This is a genomic window from Lysobacter sp. A289 (genome assembly GCF_054072675.1).
Window position 1 is genome coordinate 568,070 of record NZ_JBSVRN010000001.1, and the last position, 25,151, is coordinate 593,220.

Sequence of the window (25,151 nt, forward strand, 5' to 3'; positions counted from 1 at the left end):
GGGAGCACGAGCGGCCTGATGGCAAAAATCGGGTCAGAGAAGACTTAGGAGTTGAGTCAATTTTTCCTGCACGCTGATTCATCTGAATTGCGTTGCCATCCGCTCCATGCTGACACAGGACACAGGACACAGGACACAGGACACTCCCACGTGCCGTCCTCGACTCGAACTGCGCGGTATCGATCGTGCGGCTGTCTTCCTGGATGACGCTGATTGCGCCGCGTAGCTGCGCTTTACAGGCCGATGCAACGTCTCCGAAGCGGTCGACGTCGTCTCTCGCGCGCGGCGAAGACGGCAGGGTCAGATGGCTAAGGTTTGCACGCTTCGACGTCAGGGAGGCAGAGCGTCTATCCTGGCGGCTCGACTCACACCAGCTAGTTCCAGCTGGATGGGATCGCCGCCAGTTGTTCGTCGTTGGATAGGGACGCTACGCGAACAGAGGGCATGTCGGGGAAACGTCAGGCCGGTGCAAGGGGCACGCAGCGGTTTGGCCAAACAGTCGAACCATGCTCATTCCAGCGTCCGATATCGTCGTCGCCAATCTGCCCGGCCAGCGCCGCATGCTGGATGTCGTTCGTGGAGCGCTTCGCTCAGCCGATCACGTGTCCATCGCGGTTTCATTCTTCCGCTACAGCGGGTTCGGTCTGGTCGCCGAGGATCTCAAGAATTTCCAGCAGCGAGGCGGAAGTCTGCGGTTGTTGGTCTCGACTTATATGTGCGTTACCCAGCCGGAGGCGCTGCGCGCGGTTCTCACGTTTCCTAACGTTACGAGCCGGTTGCATGTGGCGCGGAACGGGGGCGGCAATGATCAAGGCTTTCACGCCAAGATGTACGTGGTTGAGGACGATCCGGCGGAGTGCTGGGTTGGATCTTCCAACTTCACGAAGGGTGGCCTGTCGACTAACGTCGAAGCGAACCTTCGGCACGTCGGCACGCATGAGGTCTCGACTGTCCAGCACTTGTTTGAGCAATTGTGGTCTCGCCGCGATACCCAGCCACTTACTGAAGAGTTGATTGAGGCGTACAGCCGGTCGATCCCCATACAGTTGCCGCCGATGCCGGCGCGTGGGATCGTAGATCCGCCGGTTGCTTACGCGGATCGGCCCCATCCGAACGAAGCCCAGACAGAAGCGTTGGAGCGGCTGAAGGATCTGCGTGACACCGGCGAACGCCGGGCCGTAATCGTCGCCGCACCGGGCATTGGAAAGACCTTTCTTGCCGCCTTTGACGCAAAGGCCAGGGACGCGAAATCCGTTCTGTTCCTCTCCAACCGATTGGAACACCTGACGCAGGCCGAACGCACGTTTCGACGAGTGTTTGGTGAGACGCGGACCTTTGGACATGCGTTCGGTGGGCGAGTCGACGAACAGGCCGACTTCGTATTCGCCACGGTGAGCTCGGCAACCGGTAGCGCGAAGCTGATGAAGCGGAGCTTCGATTACGTGGTCGTGGACGAGTTCCACCACGCATCCGCTCCGTCGTATCGATCATTGCTTGCGCAGTTGAATCCGGGGTTCCTGCTGGGTCTGACGGCTACGCCGGAACGCCAAGACGGACACGATGTCCTAGCGCTGTGCGACTACAACGTTGCGTACGAAGTGCGGCTCATCGAAGCGATCAACCGGGGCTGGCTGACGCCATTCCATTACTTCGGCATCGCGGACGAATGCGTCGACTACGGCGCGATTCCATGGCGCTCCGGTGCATTCGATCCAGCGCAGTTAGAGAACGCCCTGATGGTCGAGGAGCGGGTCCAGGCGATGCTGGGGCGCTGCCAACTCCACGGATTCGATGGGCTAAAGCGGGTGACGGTGGGTTTTTGCGCAGGGATTCGCCACGCCCGTTTTATGGCAGACGCGTTGACGAAGCGAGGTCTGACTGCGGAGGCGGTCACGGGTGAGGACGGTGTCGCTGAGCGTGAAGCCATCTACGCCCGGCTCCAGGATCCAACCGACCCGCTGGAGTGGCTGTTTGTGGCGGACGTTCTGAATGAGGGCGTCGATCTACCCGCGATCAACTGCGTTGTGTTCTTGCGCCCAACCGAATCCGCAACGGTGTTCATTCAGCAACTTGGTCGCGGGCTTCGGCTTACCCCGGATTCGGAGGTGCTCACCGTTCTCGATTTTGTAGGCCACCATCGTTCTGCGTGGCTGGCAATCGAAGCATTGAACGACACGAGCGCTCCACGCGGACCCACGACCGTGCCGCAGCTCGACCTCACGCCACCTGCCGGTTGCGAGATCGTGCTCGACTCCCGAACGGTGGAGATTCTCGAGAAGGTTCGCAGCTTCGCACCGTCCAGAAAGGACATCTGCCTGGCGACCTATCGCCGGTTGAAACAGGAGTTCGATATCGCGCGGCCTCGCCCGGTCGACCTTCTGTCTGACGCAGAGATGCCAACCCCAACCGACGTTCGATCCGCGTTTGGAAGCTGGCTGGGATTGAAGCGAGCCGCAGGCGATGCCGAGCCGTGGGAGGACGCGATCGCTGGCGGTGGACTAGCCTTCGACCTGCTGCTGGCAGCGGAGAAAGACTGGCAGGCGCAACGCGTGTACCCGTACGCGGCGCTGTGGGGCATGTGTGCCAACCCGGAGGATCCGATAGCCGGGTATGAGGCTTTCTACGAGCGTTTTCCGCGTTGGCATACCGAGTACAAGCCATACTCAGAGTCGAAGGTCGTCGAGACGCTGAAGCGGAAGCTAGGGGCAGTTTTCGACGGTACGAATCTCGCCGCCGCGGCGTTGCAAGCGATACCTCGCGAAAGGCTGCTCGACGAGATCGAAGGGCGCATCCAGTACACGTTGGAGAAGGACTACCGGTTGCGTCACGGCGGTGTATTGCGACGTCCGAGTGATCTTGGCTTGCACCGGAGCTACACCCGGCCAGAGATCGTCAACTACTTCGGTTCCCAATACGATCCGGCACGTCACAACACCGGAGTGCTTCGCTTCGAGTGCGCCGGCGACCACATCGTGATCATCACCAAACTCGATACGAGCGGTGCCGTGGATCAGCATCAGTACACCAACTACCTCAAAGATGACTCGCGGTTCGTGTGGACGAGCCAGAATCAGCAGACACGGGAAAGTGGATCGGGCCGCGACATCGTGGAGCATCAGCACGACAACAGAACGGTGCACCTCTTCGTGCAGCCGGCCTCTCACAGTAAGGCGGTGTATCTAGGCGCGGCTGATTTCATAGCAGCGGAAGGCGAACGCCCAATGCAGGTTACGTTCGGGCTCCGCGAGCGCGTTACGCGCGCGGTACGTGAGCAGTTGGAGTCGAAGAAGTCGGCTGTATAGCTGTCGCGGCAGGCCGGCTCACGATGCCGGCGGAACGCTGCTTGCTACCACTGCCCAAACGGCGATAGCCGAACATCCCGACCGGAACATCCCAGACCCCGTGCTCCAAGTCGGCGATATCGTCTGCCGGGTTCCGACCCCGCTGGCGGGGCCGTTAGGCTCAGCGCGAGATCTCGAACACCGCCGATACCCGCTCGGTGAAGTCGATGGTCGGTTGCAGGTAGCGCCCGCTGTCCATGCGTGTTCCGGTGACCTGGATGCGGTCCAGCGTGGTGTTGCCGTAGCCGTGCGCCTGCACCGAGTTCACGCTGTTGATGCTGTACACCGGCCCGAGGTTGCCGCCGAAGGCGTTGGCGAGGCCGGTCGCCTTCTCCCTGGCATCGGCGACGGCGTGGGCGCGTGCTTCTTCACGCAGGCTGGCCTCCTTGCTGGACTTGAAGGTCACGTCCGCGATGTCTGTGAAACCGGCGGCCAGTGCCGCATCCATGTAGGCCCCGAGTGTGTCGAGGTCGTCGAGCCTGACCTTCACTTCGCGGCTCGCGACGTGGGCTGGGGGCAGCGGCCGGTCGTTGTCGTCGTAATCGATGTCCTCGCGCAGTGCGAGGTCCGAGGTGGTGATGTCGTCGGAGTGCACATCGAATCCCGGTGCGGCTTTCAGCAGCGCGTCCACCGCGCGGTCGACCACGCGCTTGGCCTCGCCGGGGTTTGAGGCACGGTGACGCGCCACCATGGAGATGATCGCCGCGTCCGGTGCCACGCTGACCTCGCCTTCGCCCTGCACGACGACGTGTGGCGCGTCAGGCAGAGGGGTGCCGGCGATGGCGGCGGCGGGAGCCAGCGAGAGAAGTACGGCGGCAAGCATCCATTGGCGCATATGTGGCTCCGTGGGGCAGGTGGTTGTTTGACTGGAGAGAGTGCGGTGCGCTGGCACAGCGCGTCCAGTGTCCGCGCAGCCACGCCGGTCGCCCGATATGCCGCGATCGCGCCGGCGGCGGGCCGGGATAGGAGGAACGGACCTGCAAAAACGGGGTTCAAAGACTGGGGTCAGGCTGAGGTGGCCCCGTTTGCGGTCTCTTCGTAGCCGCTGGAGGTGGTCACTTCGGTCAGTACGATGACGATGGCCTCATGGCCGGGGATCAGGAACCTGCCAGCGAGGCGACCGTAGCTGGTGAAGGGAACCTCGTCGCCGGCACTGTCCACGCCGCCTCCGGTCAGCACGTTGGTCAGGTCGATCCCGGCGGGAATGTGCTGGCCGACCCGATTCCTCACAATCCGTACCGGACCAGGCATTGGGCAGCGCTGCGCTGGGGCTGGCGGAACTGCCGTTGCCCGTCTTCGTGGCGCCCGAAATGCGATGATCCAGCGCAGACACCGTTCCCCTCGAAGGCAAGGTCATGTCCCAACGCATCCTGGTGTTCTACGGTTCCTATCGTTCCGACCGCATGGGCATCCGCCTGGCCGACTATTGCGTGCGCACGCTTCAGGCGCGCGGCATCGACGCCGAGTTGATCGATGCCAGGGCGGTCGGCCTGCCGATGCTGGACCGCATGTACAAGGAGTATCCGGAGGGCCAGGCACCGGAGGCAATGGAAGCGCTGGCCGGCAAGATCCGCGTTGCCGATGGCTTCGTGTTCGTCACCGGCGAGTACAACTGGGGCATGCAGCCGGGCCTGAAGAACCTGACCGACCACTTCCTGGAGGAGTGGTTCTGGCGTCCCGCCGGTATCGTCAGCTATTCAGCCGGGCGCCTGGGCGGTGCGCGCGCGAATACCGCCTGGCACGGCACCCTGTCGGAAATGGGCATGGTGGTGATCTCCAGCACGGTGGAGGCCGGGCCGATTGCAAAGACCCTGGACGACCAGGGCCAACCTCTGGAAGCGGCCGGCAAGTCGCTCGAACGCAGCTTTGCCCGCTTCGCGGATGATCTGACGTGGTGGGCCGAGGCCGCGCGTTTGCAGAAGGTGCGTCGGGCGCCGCCGTACTGAATTGTGAGGGAAACGGGGTTCGGCGATGTCGTCTGTCGGGTTCCGAGCCCGCTGACGGGTCGCGCGCCCCCGGTTAAACTCCCCGGGGCGCTTACCGAGCGCTGTTGTAGATGTCGATACCTCGGCGTAAAGGGGTCGGCTCACCAGAGTGGATCCCCCATGGAATTCGGAATCGAGGCCATCGCCCTGCTGATGGGCGTTGCCTTCATCGCAGGCATCATCGACGCGATCGCGGGCGGCGGCGGGCTGCTGACCATCCCGGCGCTGATGGCGGCCGGCGTGCCGCCGGTCCAGGCGATCGCCACCAACAAGCTGCAGAGCACCTTCGGCACCGCGAGCGCGGTGCATGCATTCGCGCGCAAGGGGCGCATCGACTTCAAGCGCTTCGCCAAGCCGGCGGTCGGTGCATTTGTCGGGTCGACGCTGGGCGCGTGGACGCTGCAGCGCATCGATCCCGCGTTCCTGGCCGGGCTGATCCCGGTGCTGCTGATCCTGATGGTGATCTACTTCACTGTCGCGCCTAAGGCTTCGGAAGAGGACCGCCACAGTCGGTTCGGCACCGGCGCGCTGGTCGGGCTCGCCACGGCGATCGGTTTTTACGACGGCTTCTTCGGCCCGGGCGCGGGGTCGTTCCTGGCCACCGCGTTGGTCGCGCTGTTCGGCATGGGGCTGGTCTCCGCCACCGCGCATACCAAGTTCCTCAACCTGTCCAGCAACATCGCGGCGCTGATCACGCTGACGATCGGTGGCCACGTGCTGTGGGCGATCGGCTTGCTGATGGCGGTGTCGAGCGTCGCCGGCGGACAGGTCGGCGCGCGCCTGGCGCTGCGCGTCGGCGGCAAGGTGATCCGGCCGCTGCTGGTGGTGATGGCGTTGGCGTTGACGGTCAAGTTGCTGGCGGATCCGGCGAATCCGTTGACGGCGTGGGTGATGGCAAAAACGGGGTCAGGTTAATTTCGCGATCTGGCCGCGTTCGGCCGGAAAATGCGGGAAAGTGAACCTAACCCCGTTCTGTTACCCCGTTCTGTTCGTCAGCCCCGGCTATCTCGCGCGCTACGGCACGCCGCATACGTTGGACGATCTGGATGGCCACCGGCTGGTGCATTACGTGCCGACGTTGGGGGCGCGCTCGCCGGGTTTCGAATATGCGGCAGGCGACCGCTACCGCACCCTGACCATGCCCGGCGCACTGACAGTCAACCGCGCAGACGCCTACGTCGCCGCATGCCTTGCCGGACTCGGGATAATCCAGGCGCCGCGCGCCGGCGTCGCTACCCACCTGGAGGACGGAAGCCTGGTGGAGATACTGCCGCAACTGTGCGCCGAGCCAATGCCCGTCACGCTGCTGTATCCGCAGCGACGCAACCTGGCGCGTCGGGTGCGTGCATTCATGGACTGGGTGGCGGAATTGCTGACCCCGTCGCTGATTCGGCAATGAGGGCGTGTCCTGCTTCCCGCCGGATATCGGTAACAGAGAGGGAGCAACAGCTCTTCCATGCTTTTTCAACGAGGAAAATGCCATGCAACCAAAGACGATGGCTGTCATTTCGATAGGACTGTCCGTTGCCATGATGATGCCGCTTCATGCGGCGCAGCAGACCCAGGCCGAGGGTCCGGTGATGCGAGCAGCCAACCCACAGCTTCAGCAGATCCAACCGGTTCAGAAGCTCCAACGGGCACCACGCAGGGGCGACCTGGAGCTTGTTCCCGGGCAACTGTCGCGACCGGTAATAACCGACCCGACGGACACCTCCAACATGTGCTGCGCGCAGAACTATGGATCGAGCGTATGGGCTTCGAGTGAATTCGATATCCATGGCGAGGGTGTGCCAGGACATCTGATTAAGGTGAGGGTTGATCTGAACAATGATGGGTCAAGCTACCGCGTTGCAAACAAGTGGACGACGGTTGGTGAGGACGGTCTCTGGAAGGTACGGTGGATCGAAGTGTCCACCAAAAAATTGAAGGGTGGCGCTTTCATAGAGATCAATGCAGACCAGATTTTCCCGGCAACTGAAGTCCGGCAGCCTGACGGGGTAGCGAAGGCGAAGCCGATTCGCCTCGAATATCGCATTCCGTCCCGGCCGGCAATGGGTGCGGCCTCGAGCAGCGGCTGAGAAACTGGTAACACGACCTGGACAACCGGCGGTTCCCTGGATGGCGACTCTGAAATATTTCAGGGTCGCTATTTGTTTGCTTGAGATCCTGCGGACTGTCCGGGGTAGCCTCCCGCCGGCCGTCAGCATGCAAAAACGGGGTCAGGTTAACTTCGCGATTTGGCCGCGTTCAGGCGGCGCCGCTTACGGTCGGGTTTCAGTTCCCCGGGAGCACACCAATGAAGAAGCTGTTGATTGCGAGTGCGCTGGCGGCCGTCGCCGTCGCCTTCTCCGGCAACGCTTTTGCCGACGATGACCGTGGCAAGGAGGCGCGAAAGGAGTACCAGGAGGCGCAGCGCGAGCACTTGAAGGACCGCCGCGAGGCCATCCGCGAGTACGAGAAGGACCGCCGCGAGTACGAGAAAGACCGCCGCGAGGACATGCGGGAGGCCGCGAAGGATCGCCGCGAGGACGAGCGTGAGTACTGGAAGGATCGCCAGGAGGCCGAGCGCGAGTGGCGCAAGGATGTCCGCGAGCACCGCCGCTGGGCGCGTGGCGAATACATCCCGCGCGACTACCTGGCCGACCGCTACTACGTGCGGGACTATCGCGACTACGACTTGGCCGTGCCGCCGGACGGGTACAGGTGGGTGCGTCCCTATCAGGGCGATGACACCTACTACCTCGTGCAGATGGCCACGGGCCTGATCTCGAGCATCCTGGACGACTGACGGGAGCACGCCATGAACCACGTGATCCGCGGTATCGCCATCGTGCTGTCCATCAGCGTCCTGCTCCTCGCCGGTTGCGTGAGCCCCGGCGGTTACGGCAGCTACCCCGGTGGATACGGACAGTCCGACCCGGGCTACCCCGGGCAGTACGGCAGCCAGCTGCAGGGCACCGTGGAGGGCGTCGACACACGCTACGGCCGCATCGTGCTGGTCGTCGACGACCCGCGCACCCGGCGCTCAGAGCGCACAGAGGTCCGGTACGACCAGCGCACCCGCCTGTTCTACCAGGGGCGCGAGCACCCGGTGGGGGGCTTGGAGCGGGGCGACGTCATCCGGGTCGATGTCGCCTCGTCGGGGCGCGAACTCTTGGCGCGCTCGATCGAGGTCGTGCGCAATGTCCGTGATGGCGGGTATGGCGGCGGCTACGGACAGGACCTGCGCGGTCCGGTCGCCTTTGTCGACCCGCGGGCGCGAGTGATCGCCCTGGACGGTGGCGGCTACGGCAACGCGACGCGACTACGCTACGACAGCCGCACCACGGTCGAGTACCAGGGTCGCCGCTACCGCCCGGAGAACCTTGAGCGCGGGGATCTGGTGCGGATCGAGGCGCGGCGGATCGGCAACAACGAATGGCTGGCTGAGCGCATCGTCGTGGAGCGCTCGGTTCGGCGATGATGCTGCCGGGTTAATCTTCCATCCTTCCGAACGCAGAGTTGAAGAAATGAGAGTCACCGTCGTCGGTCTCGTGACGCCGCATCTGCTGCGCGTCGTCGACCTCGCCAATGAAGCCGAGAAGGGCGTCAACGTGGATTGGCATCTGCGCGCTGCCGTGGCCAAGACGATGGGCGAGCTGGGCGACCAGTACAACGCGCCGGCGTTGATGGAGGCGTTTGTCGATGGGCTGGAGAGCGCTGCAGGCAACGCTCCGAAAACCCGTGTCGATTACGTACGCGTCCTGCAGGCCGCGGCTGACGCAGCGCGCGCCCTCAGGCGCGATTGATCCAACCGCAGCGAGAACCCCGATGACCCATACCGCCCCCGCGCTTCCGCTCACCTTTGCGCTCGCCATGGCGCTGGCCACCGCGTCCTGCACCACCACCACGCCCGACGTTGCCGGGCCGGCGGATGGCCCGCTGCGGATCGAAGGCACCATCACCGCCATCGACCTGCAGCCGTGGACCTACGACGGCAACGCCACCGTGCAGGTCGACGCGGACGGGCGCGGCGATGTACAGGTGCGGCTCCCGGCCCGTTGGAACCTGTGCAAGGCGCCACCGGTGGACGTGCAATCGCTGGCTGTCGGCATGCGCGTGCAGGCGGTGGGTGCCGCAGCGGGCGAGGGCGGGTTGGTGGTGTGCCAGGATGCGGCCCACCGTCTGGAGCCGATGCAGTACGCCCCGCTGCCAACCTGACCCCGTTAGGGCCTTCGCGTTGCCTGGGCGCGAACCGAGCTACGAGTTGGAGCAGCGATTCTATTTGGCCTGTGCGCTGGTGCGCGTCCACTGAGCAATTGGGCGGCCGTCACGCCGCCACCACGACCCGGCCTCGTCCTGCTGCGGCCAGCCGACAGGCGAGTCCTCCCACGTCTCCTGTCGACCGTAGGCAGTGAGGTCAAGCAGTTGGAGAGTGGGCAGCATGGCCTCAATCCCCCGCCACTTCGTTTCGTACGTTTGGAACACCGCTTCGCCGTCTCGAACGTAGCAGCGGAGGTCGCCCCCGTTTCGGGTCGCCAGCACATCTCCGGACTCGGCTGTCGAGTACCACGGCGTCGTCCAACCCATGAAATCTCGGTAGGCAGCGATCTCGGCCCACGGACCACTGCTGAATACGGCGTAGCTCACGTCGCGTTCGGCCAGATAGGAGCGGACGGCCGAGTTCATTGCCGTCTGACTGTGCGTGCAGCCTTCACACTGTCCTTGGTGAGGTGCGCCCGGGTTCCACATGAAGTGATAGACGATCAACATGCGCCGTTCTTCGAACACATCGTGCAGATGGACCGGGCCGTCTGGACCCACGACCATGACCGGTTCCATCCGCATCATCGGGAGACGCCTCCGAGCGGCGGCTAGTTCATCGCCGGCGCGAGTGTGCGCCTTCTCACGGACCAGTAGTTCAGCGCGAGCCTGTTCCCACTCGTCACGGCTAACGATTCTCGGAGTCGCTGATACTTTCATGACATTCCTCCTACTCAAACTAGGCCGCGGCCGCGATCCGGCGAGCGTTCGAAGGCGGTGATCACGGGGTTCAAGATCAGCCCCGCCGTGCCGCCTCGATCGTGGCGATATCGATCTTCCGCATCGTCATCATGGCGTCGAATGCGCGCTTGGCCGCCGCGGGGTCGGGGTCGGTGATCGCCTCGATCAGAACGCGCGGCGAGATCTGCCACGACAGGCCCCACTTGTCCTTGCACCAGCCGCAGGCGCTTTCCTCGCCGCCGTTGCCGACGATCGCGTTCCACAGGCGGTCGGTTTCTTCCTGGTCGTCGGTGGCGACCTGGAACGAGAACGCCTCGTCGTGCTTGAACGCCGGGCCACCATTCAGTCCGACGCAGGGGATGCCCATCACGGTGAACTCGACGGTCAGGACGTCGCCCTGCTTGCCGTCCGGAAAGTCGCCGGGCGCCTGGTGGACGGCGTCCACCGAACTGTCGGGGAAGGTTTCGGCGTAGAACGTCGCGGCATCGAGCGCGGTGCCGTTATACCAAAGACAAATCGTGTTTTTGCTGATCATCTCGCGTCTCCGAAGTAATGGGGCGGTGAAACGGTGCTTCAATCCCGATCCGGTGCACCCAACGGGAAATACGCACGGTAGGGCCGCGCTTCGACACCGTTTCCGCTTGCAGCCACGCCTTTACACATACCCTACTCGCATTTCGACACACGCCCGGTAACGTTCAAAGCCCCACCTCGCGACGCCGGCGCAGTGACGTTCCGCACTGCCGGTCCGGCCCTCGCGACCATCGGAGAGGCGTCATGTCGAATGTCGTTATCCACCCGGCCCTGCCTGGATTGCTCATCACCCTCGCGGCCGCGGCGAGCGCCGGTTGCGGCCTGTCATCGGAGGGCCAGGCGCAGGCCGCCGAGCACCCCGCGAACCCGGCGCTGACGCCGGCGCTCATTGCCGAAGGCCAGCAGATCTTCCGCTACGACACCTTCGGCGACGAGCAGCTCTGGACCGACCGTCTGCGTATGCACGAGGTGGTTGCGACGATCGATCCAATCACCGCGCTTGCGGTCGGGCTCAAAGTCGATTCGGAGGCGCTGCCGCCGGGCATCCTCGAAACCGCTGACCTGAGCGATCCGGCCACCACCGCGGCGCTGCTGAGTCTCGACGCGGTGCTCGGCATCAAGGCCGACGTCGACGCCGACGGCCGCATCACCCGGCTCGGCATCACCTGCGCGCTGTGCCATTCCAGCGTCGACGATTCGGTCGGGCCCGGCATCGGCCGCCGCATGGACGGCTGGGCCAACGTCGACCTCGACCCGGGCTTCATCATCGCGCTGTCGCCGGCGGTGTCGCCGGAGGACAGGGCGGTGTACATGAGCTGGGGGCCGGGCAAGTACGATCCCCGCTTCAACATCGACGGCCTCAACACGCCGATCGTGCTGCCGCCGGCCTACGGGCTGCGCCACATCCGCAACGAGACCTTCACCGGCGACGGCACGGTGTCGTACTGGAACGCCTACGTCGCGGTGACCCAGATGGGCGGGCAGGGCAACTTCTCCGATCCGCGCCTGGGCATCGACGTGCGCCAGACGCCCGACCTCGTCACCCCGAAACTGCCGGCGCTGCGCGCGTACCAGCTCAGCCTCGAGGCACCGCCGCCGCCGGTGGGCAGCTATGACCGCGTCGCCGCGCGGCGCGGCTTCCCGGTGTTCGCGCGCAACTGCATGGGCTGCCACGTCGGCGCGACCCGTACCGACAACAACTCCGGCAAATTGCACGCGCCGGAGGAGACCGGCATGGACGGCGCGTACGCCGCGCGCACCGCCAACAAGGCCTACCGCACCACGCCGCTGCGCGGCCTCTGGCAGCACCCACCGTATTTCCACGACGGCAGCGCGGCCACGCTCGGCGAGGTGGTCGAGCATTACGACGAGACGCTGGCGCTTGGCTTGACTGCGGACGAACGCGAGAACCTGGTCGAGTACCTCAAGACGTTGTAGGGGCATCCGATGCAGCCCCGCCGTCGCCGAAGATCTCCGAAAACGGGGTCAGGTTGGACTGACCCCGTTTGCCTTGTTGTCGAGGCGCGGTTTGCTACGGGGCGTGCGAAGAAAGCCTGGCAGGAAAGCTAAGGCGTAATCTCCGCTGACCTCAACCGCAGCGAGAACTGCCCATGACCCGTATCGCACCCGCGCTTCCATTCACGCTTGCGCTCGCCAATGCCTCGTCGTGCTTGAACGCCGGGCCGCCATTCAGTCCGATGCAGGGGATGCCCATCACGGAGGAGTCATGTCAACACGAACCGCCGCGCGCTGATGTCATTTGCTTCAGCGAACCGCGATGTGATTGACTGCCACGTTATGGGTGTTAGCCCGTAGCCGTTGAAGGTGGGGTTTTATGGCGATTGGTGTGTGGATCAGTTTGGGCCTTTATTTCGCGTTGATGCTGGGGATCGGCTTCTACGCGTACCGCAACTCGACCTCGTCTTCCGAGGAGTACACCCTCGGCGGACGCAAGCTGGGGCCCGCCGTCGCGGCGCTGTCTGCCGGGGCTTCCGACATGAGCGGCTGGCTGTTGCTGGGCCTGCCCGGCGCGCTGTACGTCAGCGGCCTGGTATCGGCCTGGATCGGCATCGGCCTGACTTTGGGTGCGCTGGTGAACTGGATCGTGGTCGCGCCGCGCCTGCGCGAGCAGACCGAGCGCTACGACAACAGCCTGACCATTCCGCAATTCCTCTCCAACCGATTCCCCAGCAGGGCAATGGCGTTGCGCGTCATCTCGGCGCTGATCGTGGTGGTGTTCTTTTCCGTGTACACCGCATCGGGCCTGGTGGCGGGCGGCAAGCTTGCCCAAAGCGCTTTCAGCGCGGTGCTCGAGTTCAGCTGGATGACCGATTACGCGGCGGGCGTGTCGCTGACGCTTGGGGTGGTGCTTGCGTACACCGTCATCGGCGGTTTTCTTGCCGTCAGCCTGACCGACTTCGTCCAGGGCGTGATCATGATGCTGGCCCTGATCATCATGCCCACGGTGGTGCTTCTCGGGCCGGGTGGCGGCGGCTTGTCACAGGCAACGGAAACGCTGGCAACACTGGGTCCCGACTATCTGTCATGGTTTTCCGGGCTGTCGGTCATCGGCTTTCTATCCGCCATAGCGTGGGGCCTTGGCTACTTCGGGCAACCGCACATCATCGTGCGCTTCATGGCGCTACGGTCGGTCAAGGACGTTCCCAGGGCCCGCAACATCGGCATGTCGTGGATGGCCATCTCGGTGATCGGCTCGATCAGCCTGGGCATCTTCGGGCGCGCCTATGCGGTGCGTAACGGACTGGTGGTCGAAGACCCGGAGACGATCTTCATCGTGCTGGCCGACCTGCTGTTCCACCCGCTGGTGACCGGCTTCCTGTTCGCGGCACTGCTCGCCGCCGTGATGAGCACCATTTCCAGCCAGCTGCTGGTGGCCTCGTCCTCGTTGACGGAGGATTTTTACCGGTTGTTCCTGCGCAAGGACGCCGGCGATAAAGAGACCGTATTGGTGGGCCGCATCAGCGTGATGTTGGTCGGTATCGTCGCCGCCGTCCTTGCCTGGGATCCGGACTCCAAGGTGCTGGACCTGGTCAGCCACGCGTGGGCCGGGTTCGGCGCTGCCTTCGGGCCGCTGATTGTCCTGGCGCTGACGTGGCGGCGAATGACCGGCACCGGGGCGGTCGCAGGCCTGGTGGTCGGTGCGGCCACCGTGGTGGGCTGGATCTTGCTGGGCTGGGATGTGAGTTTCATGGGTGGATCAGGCGTATACGAAATCATCCCGGGCTTCGCCGCCGCGTGGGCCGCCATCTATTTCGTCAGCCTGGCTACCCAAAGCCAAGGCGAATACCGGGCGCTTCCGGAAGCCTGAAAACAGGCGTCAGCGTGCACCGTCACGCTGGCGCGGGTCGGTGCTTGCCCGGCCTGCCGATGATCTTCGCGCGGGCTCCGGGCGCCTTGGCGGCAACACTCTACGCAGGGCATCAGGCACCGATTTGAGCCGTATGTTCCACTCGCTCAGGATCCACAACTACCGGTTATGGGCCGGTGGTGCGCTGGTGTCCAACGTGGGCACATGGATGCAGCGTATCGGGCAGGACTGGCTGGTGCTGACCGTGCTGACCGATAACAACGCCATGGCGGTGGGTACTGTGATGGCGCTGCAGTTCGGGCCGCCGTTGCTGTTGTTGCCGCTGACCGGTTTCGCCGCGGATCACTGGGATCGTCGCAAGCTGCTGCTCGCCACCCAGGCCGCCTCCGGGCTACTGGCGCTGGGCCTGGGCCTGCTGACCCTAGCCGGTGCGGTGCAGCTTTGGCACGTGTACGGGTTTGCCTTGATGTTGGGTTGCGTTACCGCGTTCGACGCGCCGGCCCGGCAGACGTTCGTATCGGATCTGGTCAGCGATAACGACCTGGCCAACGCGGTGGCGCTGAACTCTGCCTCCTTCAACGCGGCACGGATGCTTGGCCCGGCGGTGGCCGGTGTTCTGATCGCGGCGGTCGGGGAGGGCTGGCTGTTCTTGATCAACGCGGGCTCGTACGTGGCGGTGCTGGTATCGCTGTGGTTTCTTCGGGTGCACGAGTTGTTTACCGAAGCCCGGCCGGAGCGTACGCGCGGCAGCTTGCTGGCTGGATTCCGTTATGTGCGGCAACGGCCGGATCTGATGGCCGTGCTGGTGATGCTTTTCCTGCTGGGGATGCTCGGCTTCAACTTCGCCATCTTCATTTCCACCATGTCGGTCATGGAGTTCGATGGCGACGCCAGCCAGTTCGGCCTGCTGACCTCGGCGATGGCGGTGGGAACCATGACCGGGGCGCTGCTTTCGGCCCGTCGACCGGTTCCCGGCATGGTGCTGATGGCGGCATCGGCGGCGGCCTTCGGTATCAGTATGGCGGTGGCTGCGGTGATGCCCGGCCCGGTGCTGTACGCCGCCGTGCTGTTCTTCGTCGGCCTGGCCGCGCTCACCTTCATGACTGCCAGCAACTCCATGATGCAGCTCACCACCGAGCGCACGATGCGCGGCCGGGTATTGGCGTTGCGTATTGCCGTGGTCATGGGTGGCACGCCGCTCGGTGCCCCGCTGGTCGGGTGGGTGGTCGATCGTTTCGGCGCGCGCTGGGCGATGGGGATTGGCGCGCTGTCGGGTCTTGCGGCGGCTGGGGTGGCAGTCGCCTATCTGGTCAGGTATCGCCAACTGCGGCTGAGCAGAAACGAAGGGCGGCTGCGTCTGGTCATCCATCCCGAACCGACTGATGTGACCCCCGCTCGCGCGGCGGCCGGGGAGCGGGTGACTTGAGCCACGCAATAATGATCTCTGAAAACGGGGTCAGTCCAACCTGACCCCGTTATCCCCGTTATCGCCTGCGGATCCCGCATGTCCCGCTTTCCGTCCGAAATCGGTTATGTAAGGAAAGCCGTGGCGCAGATATCGCAGGGAGCGCCATGCCGCAAGCATCCTCATGCACCGAACTGGAGAACCTGATGAGAGCAACCTGTCTTTCCGCCATCACTGCAGCCGTGGCGCTGGCGCTTGTTGCCGCCTGTGGCGCCACTGACCAACTCGACGGACAGAGCGCGACGCCGGACATCGCGCAAAGCACGGCGCAGGGCGCGGCGCCGGACATCGCACGGATCACGGCGATCATCGAGAAAGCCGGGTTCACCTGTGAAGTGCAGGAACGGCATCCGGACAAGTTCGTCCAGGTAGCCGATTGTCGGTCGAACCAGGACAAGTACCAGAAGCTGATTGCCAGCGAATGGAAGGACTCGGCGGCTCGCGACGAGATGTACCAGAACAAGATCCCCGGGATGTGCGGCACGCTCGGCCTGAAAGATCAGGTCCGTTGGTCGACCTCGGGCAATTGGGCGCTGGTTGCCGGTGCCGGCACGGAAAAGGACGTGGACGCACTGAGCCAGGCCACCGACGCGCTCGGCTTCGAGCCGCATGCGGTACCGTGCCAGTAACCGGGGGAGACGATCGATGAACAAGATGCTGACGTTGTTGTGCACGCTGTTGTTTCTTTCCAGTGCGTCATGGGCCGCCATTGCTTCGGAGAGTGGCGACGATGCCGCAAAGGCCGAAACCCGGAGCAGCAACCTGCTGTTCGTCCTCGATGCCTCGGGCAGCATGTGGGGCCGCGTCGATGGCGAGCCGAAGATCGTCGTCGCCAAGGAAGTGATGTCCAGTCTGGTCCGGCAGTTGCCGGCGGACGCCAAGGCGGGATTGACCGCTTACGGCCATCGCCGCAAGGGCGATTGCATGGATATCGAGTCGCTGGTGGCGCTGGGGCCGCTGGACCGCGACGCCATGATCAAGCAGATCGAAGGTCTCAACGCGAAGGGGATGACACCGCTCACCGCATCGGTGAAGCAGGCGATCGAACAGCTGCGGCAAGCGGAGCAGTCCGCCAGCGTCGTGCTCGTCTCCGACGGGTTGGAGTCCTGCGGCGGCGATCCCTGCGAAGCGGTCAGGGCGGCGAAGCAGTCGGGTGTCGACTTCAAGTTGCACGTGGTCGGTTTCGATCTTGGTGACACCGATACCGAGCAGTTGCAGTGCATGGCCGAGGCTGGTGGTGGCCGGTTCTTCAGCGCCAGCAACGCCGACGAGCTGGCCGGCGCGCTGAACGAAGCGGTGCAGGTCGAACCCGAACCTGAGCCAGTGGTGGAGACCACCGGGACCATCGCGCTGACCGTCACCAAAAACGGTGAGCCGATCGGCGCCTATACCTATGTCTACAGCGCCGGCACCGAGGACGAGGTCACGCGAAACCACGCGCTGGAGGAGGGCAAGGCCCGGTACGAGCTGGTCGCGGGTGACTACGACATCAGGGTCCGCGCGGAGGGAATCTCCGCACCGGATCAGCTGCTGGAAGACATTCCCGTCAGCAACGGTGAAACCACCGAGCGAAGCGTGGACTTTTCCACCGGGACCGTTGAACTCACGGTCACCACCAACGGCAAGCCGCTGAAGGCCCGCACCTACATCCAGTACGCCGACGGTCACGCGGAAGCCAGCCGCGATTGGACCGACGGCGAGGGCATCGCCAGCTACACCATCCCGGTCGGCGAATACCGCATCCAGGTCAGGCCCGATGGCATCAGTGCACCGGACCAGTTCATCGACGGCGTGACGGTGGAAGCGGGGAAAACCACGACGAAGAGCCTGGAAATCCCCAGCGGGACGGTCCGGATCAAGGTCACCACCAACGGCAAGCCGCTGAAGGCCCGTACCTATATCCAGTACGCCGAGGGTCACGAGGAAGCCAGCCGCGACAGCACCGACAGCGAGGGCTTCGCCGGCTACACCATCCCGGTCGGCGAATACCGCATCCAGGTCCGGCCCGATGGCATCAGTGCACCGGACCAGTTCATCGACGGCGTGACGGTGGAAGCGGGGAAAACCACGACGAAGAGCCTGGAAATCCCCAGCGGGACGGTCCGGATCAAGGTCACCGCCAACGGCAAGCCATTGAAGGCCCGCACCTATATCCAGTACGCCGAGGGTCACAAGGAAGCCAGTCGCGACAGCACCGACGGCGAGGGCTTCGCCGGTTACACCATCCCGGTTGGCGAGTACCGCATCCAGGTGCGGCCGGACGGCATCGAGGCCGATGACCGCTTTGTCGAGGGCGTGACGGTCAACGCGGCCGAGACTACCGACGTCAGCCTGGACTTCCCGGTCGAATAAAAATGGTGTCAGGAGGAATTTTTGTATGAAGCCGGCAATCGACTCCGCCGCTCGTCGCCGAACCGCATACATCCTGTCGTTCGTGCTGTTCGCGACGGTGCTGACGCTCGCCGCGTCTGCCTGGGCGCAATCAACGAAGTCGGAGTGGCCGACAACCGAATGGGTCGTGAAGGGACCCCCGAAGGACACCTTCGTCAATCAGGCGAGAGGCATGTTCGGCGGGGAAGCGCCGCTTTCGACACCGAGAGGTGAGCGCGGGAGAATCGCGGCGAAGCACAAGAAGATACTGGAGGCCGCGAGCATCTGGTACAAGTCGCGCGGCTTCCCGGCCCCGGTCCAGTGGACGGAGAGTTGGGATCTGCACGTGGAACCCGGCGAGGCCTATATGGCCACGCTCAAGGAGGACGCGACGGACACCAGCTCGGGCCATACGTCCGACGGCTTCATGAAACTGACGTCGAACGCCGGCTTCCTCGCCGCCGACACGCCGAAGTGGAAGCTGATGGAGGCCTCGGCAGTGCACGAGATCTACCACGGCATCCAGCAAAACATGAGCCCGTCGCTCACGGCGTGGAGTGAGACCACGCGTGCCGGAAACCCCGAGTGCCGCGGCGATGGCCCCACCGACTGGCTCAGCGAAGGAACCGCGGCGATGATCCAGATCCGCTGGCTGGAGGGAAGGGGCCGCGGGTCGTGGGGGCATCCGTTCAAGGGATCGCATCGGATCGCGTGGGTCCGCCATTTCGACCAGCCGCTCCACAGGGGCGCGATCCCACCCGAGCATCGGGCGAAGAGCGAGACGGCTTCGTGGGCCTGCGATTACGGCACCTGGTATTTCTGGTACGCCATCGGCGAGATGATCGGCCGCGACGAGACGGAAAGGATCGCCTACACCCGCTATCTGTTCACCGACGGTGCCCAGCCATGGGATGACGGCGGGATCGCCAACGTCGACGCCGGGCTGAAGGAGACGGCATCGGATTACGACGCGATCCGGCCATACCGCGGCGGCCTCTACGACCTGTACCCGCAGTTCGTGGCGCAGTACCTCACCGACGATCGGTTCTACGGGAAGCTTGAAGAGGTGGAGCTCGGTACACCGGGCCTGTACCGGACCTCGAGCGCGCAATCCGGGGGACCGCTCGGGCCACTGGCGACGCGCGCCTGGCGCGTACGCGTGCCGCTGCCACGGGACGCGATCCGGGCGCCCCACAACGTACGCTTCACCGTGGACGCGCTGGAAGGGACCGGCCGCGACGATCTCCATCTCATCGTCGACGAACACGTGGTTCCGCGACCGGTCGACCCGACTGCGCCGTATGCCGACGTCCAGCGGATCTATTCGGCCACTCCGGCCGTCGATGGCGCCGTCGAATACCTCGTCCGCGTTGCCAACGTGGCCGAGGAGGCCACCGAAACGGCCGACGCGGGCTTCTCGCTGCGCGTCGAGGTCGATGGCTTCTACGGCAATGACGTGTCCACCGAGTTGACAGCCGGGGACATCGATGCCGTCAGTGGCGAGCTCCCGCCCGGCTTTTCCGTGCGCGGACCGGGGCCATGGACGTGCACCGGAAACGACAAGTCGCGCGCCGTCTTCGACTTTGTCACGCCGGATGAACTCGGCCGCGACGTGGGCCGGCTCTTGCCCGGGTTGGCCAGCTCCACGAAGAACAACTTGGACAAAGTGGCGATCATGCTCAAGCGAATGAAGAAGGCCGGTGTCCCGACAGGCGGGGTGACACAGGACCAACTCGCACTCATCCGCAAGAAAGCCGACGGCGCGCTCGCCGCTGCCCGCCCCATGATCCAGCCAAAAGCCGATGCTGCCGCTGACAAGGTGCGCAGCGGTCGTACCTCGACCATCGCTGCCACCTTCGTTGGACAGAACGCCGGTGCCGAATGCCAGATGATTCTCGGCGCCACGCTGGCAGGCCGCGATGGCGGTGCCCAGATACTTCCCCGATCCGTCAACGAGGGCCGGACTTCCGAAGATCCGGCACCGTCATTCGACGTCGGCGTCTACTCCGCCAAGGCGCTCGAGGTGATGCGTTCACCCAGACCCGGCCCTGATCCTCTCGATGGCTGGCAGGCCTGTTCCATGAACGATACGGAGCGCGAGGACGCCAGGCAGAGGGCGGCCACCGATGATTGCCCGGTCGTCATTTGTAGTCCCGGCCGGCTCACGCTGGAAGCGGCCGAACAGGGCCGGATCGCGGGGTCGTTCCAGTTCGAGGTCGTCCGCTGGGGCGAGCGGGGCTCCGGTCAATGCCGCAAGCTTCTCGGGCGGGAAAACGTGACGGGATATTTCAGCGCGCACTCGACCGACGATAGCAAGGATGACAACAGCCTGGGCGGACTCGGTGTCGGAATCGGCAGCGGTTCGCCGATCACGCCGGGCGCTCCCATCCTCTAGAAGCTATTTGCCATGGATAGCCAATGAAGCCACTCATCGACTCCATCGCTCATCTCCGTGTCGCGCACATCCTGTCGCTGGTTTTGTTCGCGGCCGCGCTCGGGCTCGCCGCGTCTGCTTGGGCGCAATCAACGAAGTCGGGGAGTTGGCCGACAACCGAATGGGTCGTGATGGAGGGTCGGCAAGACACGTTCATGAACCAGGCAAGGGGTATGGTCGGGAAAGAGGGCCTACCCAGCCGGCCGAGTGGAGAGCGGAGGGAAATCGCGGAGAAGCACGAGAGGTTCCTGGAGGCCGCGAGCATCTGGTACCAGTCGCACGGTTTCCCGGCCCCGCTGCAGTGGACGGAAGATGAAAACCTGACGGTAGATCCTGGTGAGGCCTATCTCGGCATTCTCGACACGGATCCGACGGAGAAGGGTTCGAGCCATTCCATCGATGGGCTCATGACGCTGACGACCCACCCCGAGTTCCTCACCGCCGGCACACCGCGCTGGGACCTGATGGAGGTTTCGGCTGTCCACGAGATCTACCACGGCATCCAGAAGAGCATGAGTCCCTCGCTGCGGGCGTGGAACGGCAGCGGGTCGCCCGAGCTCCCCGGTTGCCCCGGTGATACCAATATCGACTGGCTCGGTGAGGGGACCGCGGCGATGGTCCAAGTCCGCTGGCTGGAGGGGAAGCATGGCGATTCGTGGGGGCATCCGTTCAAGGGATCGCACCGTGCCAGCTGGGTCCGTCATTTCGACCAGCCGCTCCACGAAGGCTCCCTTCCGCCTGAGCACCGGGTCCCCAAGGAGTGGTCCCAGTTCTCGACGAGTGAAACGTCCTCGTGGTTCTGCGACTACGGCGCCTGGTACTTCTGGTACGCCGTCGGCGAGATGATCGGGCGTAACGAGCGGGACAAGATTGCCTACACCCAATACCTCTTCGCAGGGGAAGAGCCATGGGACGACGGCGGCATTGCCAACGTCGATGCCGGACTGAAACAGGCTGCCGAGGACTACGACGCGATCCAGGTATATCGCGACGGCCTCTACGACCTGTACCCCCAGTTCGTGGCGCAGTACCTCACAGAGGACCGCTTCTACGGCAAGCTTGAGGAGGTCGAGCTGGGCACGCCGGCCCTGTTCGAGACAACAAGCGCAGAAACGGGTGGGCCACTCGGGTCATTGGCGACGCGCGCGTGGCGTTTCCGCGTCATGCTTCCGCGGAACGCCAGCTCGATTCCGTACAACGTCCGTTTCACCTTGAACGCGCCGCATGGGACCGACCGCGACGCCCTCCATCTGATCGTGGATGAGCGCGTCGTCAACAGACCGGTGGATCCGACTTCGCTGTACGCGGACGTCCAGCGGACCGACCTCACTACACCGGCTGCCGACGGTGCGATCGAGTACCTCGTCCGCGTCGCCAACGTGGCCGAGATGGCGTCGGAGACTGCCGACGCCCAGTTCTCGCTGCGTGTAGAGGTCGACGGCTTCTACGGCAATGACCTGGCCAGCGCCGGCGAACTCCCGCCGGGCTTCAATGTCCGCGGGCCGTACCCGTGGTCGTGTGGCGGCAACAAGAATTCGCGCGGCATCTTCGAGGTGCGGACCCCCGACGAGGCGGCGCGCAACCTGGACCGGTCGATGCCCCAAGCCGAGCGCAACACCGAAGACTGGCTGAACAACGTGGAGAAAATGCGCGACCAGGCGGACAAGGCGCGCGGTACGCCAGGCGCGACGAGCGAGGAATTCGCCGCCTTCCGTCGCCAGATGGAGGAAGCGGTCGCCGCTGCCCGGGAACAGATTAAGCCGATTATCAGCGGTGCCGCCGACCGGGCGCGTGCCCGGAAGACGACCACTCTAGCCGCGACTTTCGTCGGACAGAGCGGTGACGGCGAGTGTCAGGTGACGGTCGGCGCGAGGCTGGAAGGGCGCGAGGGCGGGGCACAGGTGGTGGCCGGGGCGGTCGATGAAAGCCTGTATCCCACCGATGAGGCGCCGGAGTTCTCGGTTCGTGTTCACCCCAACAGGTCGCTGCGGGCCATGCGCGCGGGGATGCCACTGTTCCATCCCCTTGAGCCGCGTCGCGGCGACTGGGAGGTCTGCACCATGAACCACGCCGAGCAGCAGAGAGCCCAGCGACTTGGCTCGGCCAGCTGCCCACCCGTCGTCTGCTCGGCCGGCAAGCTCACGCTGGAGGCTGCCGAACAGGGCCGGATCGCGGGGACGTTCGAGTTCGATGTCGTCCGCTGGCCGGAGGACAGGTATGGCGGCCGATGCAATACCCCGCTGGCTCGCGAGAAGGTGGTCGGCCATTTCAACGTGAACTCGACCGATGACGGCTACCAGGGCAAGGGCCTGACCGACATCACGCCTGGCGTGGCCGGTGCGCCGATGCTCTAGCTCCTGGACGCCAGGGAATCGGTGAGCTTCCCTACCAGCAAAAACGGGGTCAGGTTCACTTCTCGATTTGGCCGCGTTCGGCGGGAAAGTGAACCTGACCCCGTTCTGCGCCCTGCGCCAGCGCCTCCTCCACCGCACTGAACGCCGACTGCCCGCCGAGCCGGTCGCCCGGCATGCCGGTGACGAACCACACCACGCCGGTGCCGCCCGCGCGGTCGAGCCACAGGCCCGACTGCAATCCGTACGCCGACCCGGAGTGGCCCACGCGCGGTACGCCGTCGCCGAACGGGTCGTCGCGGCAGCCCTGCACCGGTGTGGCCAGCGTCTGCATTGCCAACCCATAGCGGCAGAAGAACCCTTCGCCGACGTCGCCGGTGTCCTCTTCATAGGTCATGCCGTCGCCGGGCGTGTATTGCCATTGCGGGGTCGCCAGCGCCTGCACCGAGGCCGGCGTCAGCACGCGCACGCCGTCCAACTCGCCTTCGGCCAGCAGCATCCGTCCGATCCGCGCCAGCCCGTTGGCCGAGATCCGCAGCCCACCCTGCGGCGCAAACAGCGCACCGTTATCGCCCGCGCGCCACTGCGCCAGGTCGCAACTTCCGTCCTGCGCGGGTGACACCGGGCAGGCGGGCTTGTGGCCGCGCAGGTCATCGTCCTTGTTCGGCTCGCCCTCGCCGTTGTAGATCACCACGGCGCGCGCGGCGGCCGCATCGTTGCAGGCGGCCCAGTTGAAACAGCCCTCGATGCCGAGCGGTTGCAGCACCAGTCGGCCCATCAGGCGGTCGAAGCGCTCGCCAGTGGCACGCTCCATCACCTGCGCCACCAAGGGGAAGTTGAGATTGGTGTAGCGGAAATACGTGCCCGGCGCATGCGCGGTGTCCCACGCGCTGGGATCGTCGAGTATGTCGTGCAGTTGCCCGCCCAGCGGCGTCTGCCAGTAGCCGGCCGCATCGGTGAGGCTGGAGCGGTGCGACATCAGCAGGCGCAGCGTGATCGGTGTGTCCGGGAACGCCGGGTTGCGCAGCGGCCAACCGAGCAGATCGCCCACGTCGGCGTCGAGGTCGAGCGTGCCGTCCTCGACCAGCCGCATCACCCCGATGGCTGTCACCAGCTTGGAGATCGAAGCGATCCGCACCGGGTCGCCCGCGGTGACCTTGCGCCCGGTCGTCTTGTCGGCGATGCCGTGGACGTGGGTTGACGTGATGCCGTCGTGGTCGAAGGTGACCCGCACGGTGGCGACCGGCTCGGTGGCGTGGGCGAGGGATGTGGCGGCGAAGAGCAGCGCGGCGAGGAAGGTGATTTTGGTCATGGGGTGGCAATCCAGCTCCGGATGAACCTGCATGAACATGCCCGTTTTGCGCCTCGCGGTCGACCCCTGCTGGAGCCCGGTCCGATTTCCGCGACAATACCCATCCCGTTGAGACTTTCGCACTCCCATGCCCTCATTGCGCGTGACGCTGATCTCCCTGCTGTTTGCGGCCAGCACCGTGTTGCACGTGGTGCCGCTGCTGGTGGTGGCGGTGGTCAAGGCGCTGCTCCCGTTCGCACGCCTGCGCAAGGCCAGTAACCCGGTGCTGACCGGGTTGGCGGAAAGCTGGATCGGGGTGAACAACTGGATATGGGACCGCTTCTTCGGCGCGCGCGTCGATGTGCAGCAGGACGTGGCACTGCAGAAGGATGGTCATTACCTGGTGCTGGCCAACCACCAGAGCTGGGTGGACATCCTGGTGTTGCAGAAGGTGTTCAACCGGCGCATCCCGCTGCTGCGTTTCTTCCTGAAGCGGCAGCTGTTTTGGGTGCCGCTGCTGGGGCTGGCGTGGTGGGCGTTGGACTTCCCGTTCATGGGCCGCCACACACCCAAGCAGATCGCGCGGCGTCCCGAGTTGGCCGGGCGCGATATCGAAGCCACCCGCCGTGCCTGCGAGAAATTCCGCGAGATCCCGGTGGCGATCATGAATTTCGTCGAGGGCACGCGGTTCACGCCGGCCAAGCACGCGAGGCAGGAAGCACCGTACCGGCACCTGCTAAAGCCCAAGTCGGGCGGTGTGGCATTCGTGCTGGATGCGATGGGCACGGGCCTGCACGCGATCCTCGATGTCACCATCGCCTATCCAGGCGGGCGACCGTCGATGATGGATCTGGTGGCCGACCGCATCCCCGCGATCCACGTGCACGTGCGCCAGCGCCCGATTCCCGATGAGCTGCTGCACGGCGACTACCGCAACGACCGCGCCTTCCGTGTCCGGTTCCAGCAATGGATGAACGGGGTGTGGCAGGAGAAGGATGTGGAGATGGCGCGTCTGCTGGGGGAGTGAAGCGGGTGACGGTGCGCTAACCTTGGCCGTATCCCGTTCGAC

Annotated in this window: 21 protein-coding genes and 1 pseudogene; 17 read left to right on the forward strand and 5 right to left on the reverse strand. The window is 64.8% G+C overall.

Annotation, left to right across the window (positions count from 1 at the left end):
* Positions 1-506 precede the first annotated feature (506 nt).
* Positions 507-3,302 (forward strand): DUF3427 domain-containing protein, encoded by a 2,796-nt coding sequence (locus ACW5DN_RS02660; RefSeq protein ID WP_456961211.1) that lies wholly within the window; start codon positions 507-509, stop codon positions 3,300-3,302.
* A 160-nt stretch (positions 3,303-3,462) separates the two neighbouring features.
* Here ACW5DN_RS02660 and ACW5DN_RS02665 read toward each other — a convergent pair whose 3' ends face one another.
* Both ACW5DN_RS02665 and ACW5DN_RS02670 read right to left on the reverse strand, forming a co-directional pair.
* Positions 3,463-4,176, reverse strand: coding sequence for an SIMPL domain-containing protein (locus ACW5DN_RS02665; protein WP_456961212.1), 714 nt, complete (start codon positions 4,174-4,176; stop codon positions 3,463-3,465).
* A 170-nt stretch (positions 4,177-4,346) separates the two neighbouring features.
* On the reverse strand, positions 4,347-4,571 hold the full coding sequence (locus tag ACW5DN_RS02670) for a hypothetical protein (RefSeq protein WP_456961213.1): 225 nt from the start codon (positions 4,569-4,571) through the stop codon (positions 4,347-4,349).
* Positions 4,572-4,696: 125 nt separating this feature from the next.
* On the opposite strand from ACW5DN_RS02670, the gene ACW5DN_RS02675 reads away from it, so the two are divergent.
* From ACW5DN_RS02675 to ACW5DN_RS02710, 8 genes and pseudogenes are all read left to right on the forward strand, one after another.
* Positions 4,697-5,287 (forward strand): NADPH-dependent FMN reductase, encoded by a 591-nt coding sequence (locus ACW5DN_RS02675; protein WP_456961214.1) that lies wholly within the window; start codon positions 4,697-4,699, stop codon positions 5,285-5,287.
* Positions 5,288-5,446: 159 nt separating this feature from the next.
* Positions 5,447-6,241, forward strand: coding sequence for a TSUP family transporter (locus ACW5DN_RS02680; protein WP_456961215.1), 795 nt, complete (start codon positions 5,447-5,449; stop codon positions 6,239-6,241).
* Between the two features lie 79 nt (positions 6,242-6,320).
* Positions 6,321-6,725: pseudogene (locus ACW5DN_RS02685) on the forward strand (LysR substrate-binding domain-containing protein); the annotation flags it as partial.
* A gap of 82 nt (positions 6,726-6,807) precedes the next feature.
* Positions 6,808-7,404, forward strand: a complete 597-nt coding sequence (locus ACW5DN_RS02690; protein ID WP_456961216.1) for a hypothetical protein — start codon at positions 6,808-6,810, stop codon at positions 7,402-7,404.
* Between the two features lie 218 nt (positions 7,405-7,622).
* Positions 7,623-8,114, forward strand: a complete 492-nt coding sequence (locus ACW5DN_RS02695; RefSeq protein ID WP_456961217.1) for an RcnB family protein — start codon at positions 7,623-7,625, stop codon at positions 8,112-8,114.
* Positions 8,115-8,126: 12 nt separating this feature from the next.
* Positions 8,127-8,789: a DUF5666 domain-containing protein gene (locus ACW5DN_RS02700; protein WP_456961218.1), complete on the forward strand. Its 663-nt coding sequence runs from the start codon at positions 8,127-8,129 to the stop codon at positions 8,787-8,789.
* Positions 8,790-8,835: 46 nt separating this feature from the next.
* A complete protein-coding gene (locus ACW5DN_RS02705; protein WP_456961219.1) occupies positions 8,836-9,114 on the forward strand; it encodes a hypothetical protein in 279 nt (92 codons plus the stop codon).
* A gap of 22 nt (positions 9,115-9,136) precedes the next feature.
* A complete protein-coding gene (locus ACW5DN_RS02710; protein WP_456961220.1) occupies positions 9,137-9,526 on the forward strand; it encodes a hypothetical protein in 390 nt (129 codons plus the stop codon).
* Between the two features lie 60 nt (positions 9,527-9,586).
* On the opposite strand, the gene ACW5DN_RS02715 is transcribed toward ACW5DN_RS02710, so the two are convergent.
* Positions 9,587-10,288 (reverse strand): DUF899 family protein, encoded by a 702-nt coding sequence (locus tag ACW5DN_RS02715; protein ID WP_456961221.1) that lies wholly within the window; start codon positions 10,286-10,288, stop codon positions 9,587-9,589.
* A 76-nt stretch (positions 10,289-10,364) separates the two neighbouring features.
* Positions 10,365-10,844: a VOC family protein gene (locus tag ACW5DN_RS02720; protein WP_456961222.1), complete on the reverse strand. Its 480-nt coding sequence runs from the start codon at positions 10,842-10,844 to the stop codon at positions 10,365-10,367.
* Between the two features lie 242 nt (positions 10,845-11,086).
* Here ACW5DN_RS02720 and ACW5DN_RS02725 point away from each other — a divergent pair, with 242 nt between their 5' ends.
* The 7 genes from ACW5DN_RS02725 to ACW5DN_RS02755 all read left to right on the forward strand — a co-directional run bounded on the left by ACW5DN_RS02725 (position 11,087) and on the right by ACW5DN_RS02755 (position 22,794).
* Positions 11,087-12,280: a c-type cytochrome gene (locus tag ACW5DN_RS02725; protein WP_456961223.1), complete on the forward strand. Its 1,194-nt coding sequence runs from the start codon at positions 11,087-11,089 to the stop codon at positions 12,278-12,280.
* Positions 12,281-12,677: 397 nt separating this feature from the next.
* Entirely contained in the window at positions 12,678-14,171 is a 1,494-nt protein-coding gene (gene putP / locus ACW5DN_RS02730) for a sodium/proline symporter PutP (protein ID WP_456961224.1), read from the forward strand.
* A 133-nt stretch (positions 14,172-14,304) separates the two neighbouring features.
* Positions 14,305-15,597, forward strand: a complete 1,293-nt coding sequence (locus ACW5DN_RS02735; RefSeq protein ID WP_456962938.1) for an MFS transporter — start codon at positions 14,305-14,307, stop codon at positions 15,595-15,597.
* 185 nt (positions 15,598-15,782) lie between these two features.
* Positions 15,783-16,265: a hypothetical protein gene (locus ACW5DN_RS02740; RefSeq protein WP_456961225.1), complete on the forward strand. Its 483-nt coding sequence runs from the start codon at positions 15,783-15,785 to the stop codon at positions 16,263-16,265.
* Between the two features lie 16 nt (positions 16,266-16,281).
* Positions 16,282-17,988 carry a VWA domain-containing protein gene (locus ACW5DN_RS02745; RefSeq protein WP_456961226.1) on the forward strand — a complete coding sequence of 569 codons (1,707 nt, stop codon included), beginning with the start codon at positions 16,282-16,284 and terminating at the stop codon, positions 17,986-17,988.
* A gap of 25 nt (positions 17,989-18,013) precedes the next feature.
* Positions 18,014-20,401 (forward strand): hypothetical protein, encoded by a 2,388-nt coding sequence (locus tag ACW5DN_RS02750; RefSeq protein ID WP_456961227.1) that lies wholly within the window; start codon positions 18,014-18,016, stop codon positions 20,399-20,401.
* A gap of 23 nt (positions 20,402-20,424) precedes the next feature.
* Positions 20,425-22,794 (forward strand): hypothetical protein, encoded by a 2,370-nt coding sequence (locus ACW5DN_RS02755; protein WP_456961228.1) that lies wholly within the window; start codon positions 20,425-20,427, stop codon positions 22,792-22,794.
* A gap of 55 nt (positions 22,795-22,849) precedes the next feature.
* Here the strand turns inward: ACW5DN_RS02755 and ACW5DN_RS02760 are convergent, their stop codons facing one another.
* Positions 22,850-24,103: a serine hydrolase domain-containing protein gene (locus ACW5DN_RS02760; RefSeq protein ID WP_456961229.1), complete on the reverse strand. Its 1,254-nt coding sequence runs from the start codon at positions 24,101-24,103 to the stop codon at positions 22,850-22,852.
* Positions 24,104-24,230: 127 nt separating this feature from the next.
* Here ACW5DN_RS02760 and ACW5DN_RS02765 point away from each other — a divergent pair, with 127 nt between their 5' ends.
* Positions 24,231-25,109, forward strand: coding sequence for an acyltransferase (locus ACW5DN_RS02765; RefSeq protein ID WP_456961230.1), 879 nt, complete (start codon positions 24,231-24,233; stop codon positions 25,107-25,109).
* The last annotated feature ends 42 nt before the right edge of the window (positions 25,110-25,151 follow it).

Coding starts and splice junctions, on each gene's coding strand:
- ACW5DN_RS02660 (WP_456961211.1), top strand. CDS start 507: ATGCTCATTCCAGCGTCCGATATCGTCGTCGCCAATCTGCCCGGCCAG.
- ACW5DN_RS02665 (WP_456961212.1), bottom strand. CDS start 4,176: ATGCGCCAATGGATGCTTGCCGCCGTACTTCTCTCGCTGGCTCCCGCC.
- ACW5DN_RS02675 (WP_456961214.1), top strand. CDS start 4,697: ATGTCCCAACGCATCCTGGTGTTCTACGGTTCCTATCGTTCCGACCGC.
- ACW5DN_RS02680 (WP_456961215.1), top strand. CDS start 5,447: ATGGAATTCGGAATCGAGGCCATCGCCCTGCTGATGGGCGTTGCCTTC.
- ACW5DN_RS02690 (WP_456961216.1), top strand. CDS start 6,808: ATGCAACCAAAGACGATGGCTGTCATTTCGATAGGACTGTCCGTTGCC.
- ACW5DN_RS02695 (WP_456961217.1), top strand. CDS start 7,623: ATGAAGAAGCTGTTGATTGCGAGTGCGCTGGCGGCCGTCGCCGTCGCC.
- ACW5DN_RS02700 (WP_456961218.1), top strand. CDS start 8,127: ATGAACCACGTGATCCGCGGTATCGCCATCGTGCTGTCCATCAGCGTC.
- ACW5DN_RS02705 (WP_456961219.1), top strand. CDS start 8,836: ATGAGAGTCACCGTCGTCGGTCTCGTGACGCCGCATCTGCTGCGCGTC.
- ACW5DN_RS02710 (WP_456961220.1), top strand. CDS start 9,137: ATGACCCATACCGCCCCCGCGCTTCCGCTCACCTTTGCGCTCGCCATG.
- ACW5DN_RS02715 (WP_456961221.1), bottom strand. CDS start 10,288: ATGAAAGTATCAGCGACTCCGAGAATCGTTAGCCGTGACGAGTGGGAA.
- ACW5DN_RS02720 (WP_456961222.1), bottom strand. CDS start 10,844: ATGATCAGCAAAAACACGATTTGTCTTTGGTATAACGGCACCGCGCTC.
- ACW5DN_RS02725 (WP_456961223.1), top strand. CDS start 11,087: ATGTCGAATGTCGTTATCCACCCGGCCCTGCCTGGATTGCTCATCACC.
- putP (WP_456961224.1), top strand. CDS start 12,678: ATGGCGATTGGTGTGTGGATCAGTTTGGGCCTTTATTTCGCGTTGATG.
- ACW5DN_RS02735 (WP_456962938.1), top strand. CDS start 14,305: ATGTTCCACTCGCTCAGGATCCACAACTACCGGTTATGGGCCGGTGGT.
- ACW5DN_RS02740 (WP_456961225.1), top strand. CDS start 15,783: ATGAGAGCAACCTGTCTTTCCGCCATCACTGCAGCCGTGGCGCTGGCG.
- ACW5DN_RS02745 (WP_456961226.1), top strand. CDS start 16,282: ATGAACAAGATGCTGACGTTGTTGTGCACGCTGTTGTTTCTTTCCAGT.
- ACW5DN_RS02750 (WP_456961227.1), top strand. CDS start 18,014: ATGAAGCCGGCAATCGACTCCGCCGCTCGTCGCCGAACCGCATACATC.
- ACW5DN_RS02755 (WP_456961228.1), top strand. CDS start 20,425: ATGAAGCCACTCATCGACTCCATCGCTCATCTCCGTGTCGCGCACATC.
- ACW5DN_RS02760 (WP_456961229.1), bottom strand. CDS start 24,103: ATGACCAAAATCACCTTCCTCGCCGCGCTGCTCTTCGCCGCCACATCC.
- ACW5DN_RS02765 (WP_456961230.1), top strand. CDS start 24,231: ATGCCCTCATTGCGCGTGACGCTGATCTCCCTGCTGTTTGCGGCCAGC.